Genomic DNA, 1620 nt, shown 5'->3' on the forward strand with positions numbered 1-1620 from the left:
TTTCAAGCTGTGGATTGAAGAGGGGAAAGAGCTATTTCGTGCTCCTTGAGTAGATGCTACCATTCATCTATACACAGAAAGAAAGGATTCGCTTATGTCGAAGAGTGAAATAGCGTCGTTCAGAGAGCAGCAAGCGTTACAAGAAGAAGCTACGCGGCAAGGGCTATATGGACCGGCGGCGGTCGCCAGCCATGCAGCGATTACCGCGCGGATGCAGCGCGGAGCGGAGCGCATTTTGAAGCTCTTTGAGGAGGGCAACCACAAAGAGGCAATAGTATTAATGGAAACGGAAACGTGGGGACGAGAGGGAGATTAGTATGCTGATAGATATTTCCGAGCATCATACCGAACCGCTGCCCCTGGTGCCGAACGGCGATTTTCATGCCTATCCGGTGCGCTACCGGCTTACCTGGATTGATGTGGCGCGGGCCTCCGGCGTGCGTGCTCTGGACGGTATGGTCCATCGATCACGGGCAGCACAGGCTGCCTGTGCATGCCGCCCAGGTTCGGCGCGGGTTGTATCTGCTGACGGGCGAACCATATACCGGGCCAATCACCACCCTCCAGACGGGAGAGCCACCGCGCCGACAACGAAGAAGAAGGAACAGGTGAAATGTGTCGTATGGCGATGAGCGAGAGGTGCAATATGGGCGAAAAACGAACCTTTCTCCAGATCCGAGCCGCTCACAATGTGAACTTAGAAGCGCTGGCGGAGGCGGCGCAGGTCCCGATAGAAGACATCTATTATTTGGAGGCGGGGGTGCCCTATCCCCAGGAGTTCGTCGAGCGAGCGCTGCGTGCCTTAGCGGCCTTGACGGGAGAAGCTTGCACCCGTGAGACGGTGGGAGGGATTTACGTGAAGGAAGAGGAGGAAGGGAGCAATGCCTAAACAGAAGAGCAGGCAGGGAAGGCGGGCGCGTATCCCACGCGTGGGGGTGGTGCAGCTTGCCCCGGCGCGGGAGAGCCGCACGCCGTTTTGCGCCTACTATGGTCCCGGTGGGGAAACCTGTTCTCTCACATCAGGCTTGAAGACGGTGTGGAGGCTGCCGGGGCCACCAGCCTGCATCTACATGGCCTGTCCGTTCCATTATGAAGTGGTACATCAGATGGTGCAGGCTTTTCTAACACGCCTGGTAAACATCTCACCCTAAAACATGCTCTTTCGTTTTCCCCTCCTTTTTGCTATGTGCGTTTACGCATACAAAAGCGCTCGGGTTCCCGTCCCCGGGCGCTTTTGTTCATACTCAAAAAAAGAGATGGCCTTCTAGAAGGCCATCTCTTCTCATGAGTGGGCAGTACTGGGATCGAACCAGTGACCTCAGCGATGTCAACGCTGCGCTCGTACCGACTGAGCTAACTGCCCCCGGAGTGAACTGGAGGTGAGACTATGATAGCATTATGCCCCGTCGTTGTCAAGCCGGTTTCTTAGCAGATTTTTACCGGCTATAGAGGTGAGACGGCGCGATGCTGTAGCGTGGCGGGCTGTGTTAAAATAGGGCATGCAACAGATAGTTTTTCGTTTATGCTTGCTGCGAAAAGAAATAGAGCGCCGCGCAAGTCGCGCCAGGCGATTTAAAAGTCCTCTCCCATGCGCAACTGTGCACTTTTAAATTGCCCAGA

4 protein-coding genes and 1 tRNA gene are annotated in these 1620 nt (G+C 55.4%); 4 read left to right on the plus strand and 1 reads right to left on the minus strand.

Annotated features, from left to right (window positions below; translation table 11 throughout):
- The first annotated feature begins 94 nt into the window (after positions 1 to 94).
- From VKV29_RS00180 to VKV29_RS00195, 4 genes are read left to right on the plus strand one after another with little or no spacing between them, the layout of a single operon-like run.
- Positions 95 to 316, plus strand: coding sequence for a hypothetical protein (locus VKV29_RS00180; RefSeq protein WP_324199274.1), 222 nt, complete (start codon positions 95 to 97; stop codon positions 314 to 316).
- 1 nt (position 317) lies between these two features.
- On the plus strand, positions 318 to 632 hold the full coding sequence (locus VKV29_RS00185) for a hypothetical protein (protein ID WP_324199275.1): 315 nt from the start codon (positions 318 to 320) through the stop codon (positions 630 to 632).
- A 14-nt stretch (positions 633 to 646) separates the two neighbouring features.
- Complete coding sequence (locus tag VKV29_RS00190) at positions 647 to 889, plus strand: hypothetical protein (protein ID WP_324199276.1); 243 nt, start codon at positions 647 to 649, stop codon at positions 887 to 889.
- Entirely contained in the window at positions 882 to 1151 is a 270-nt protein-coding gene (locus VKV29_RS00195; protein ID WP_324199277.1) for a hypothetical protein, read from the plus strand. Before VKV29_RS00190 ends, VKV29_RS00195 begins: the two co-directional genes overlap by 8 nt.
- Positions 1152 to 1289: 138 nt before the next feature.
- Here VKV29_RS00195 and VKV29_RS00200 read toward each other — a convergent pair.
- Positions 1290 to 1363 (minus strand) — tRNA-Val (locus VKV29_RS00200).
- Positions 1364 to 1620: the final 257 nt, after the last annotated feature.

The sequence above is a fragment of the Chthonomonas sp. genome (assembly GCF_035294165.1).
Taxonomy (GTDB): domain Bacteria; phylum Armatimonadota; class Chthonomonadetes; order Chthonomonadales; family Chthonomonadaceae; genus Chthonomonas.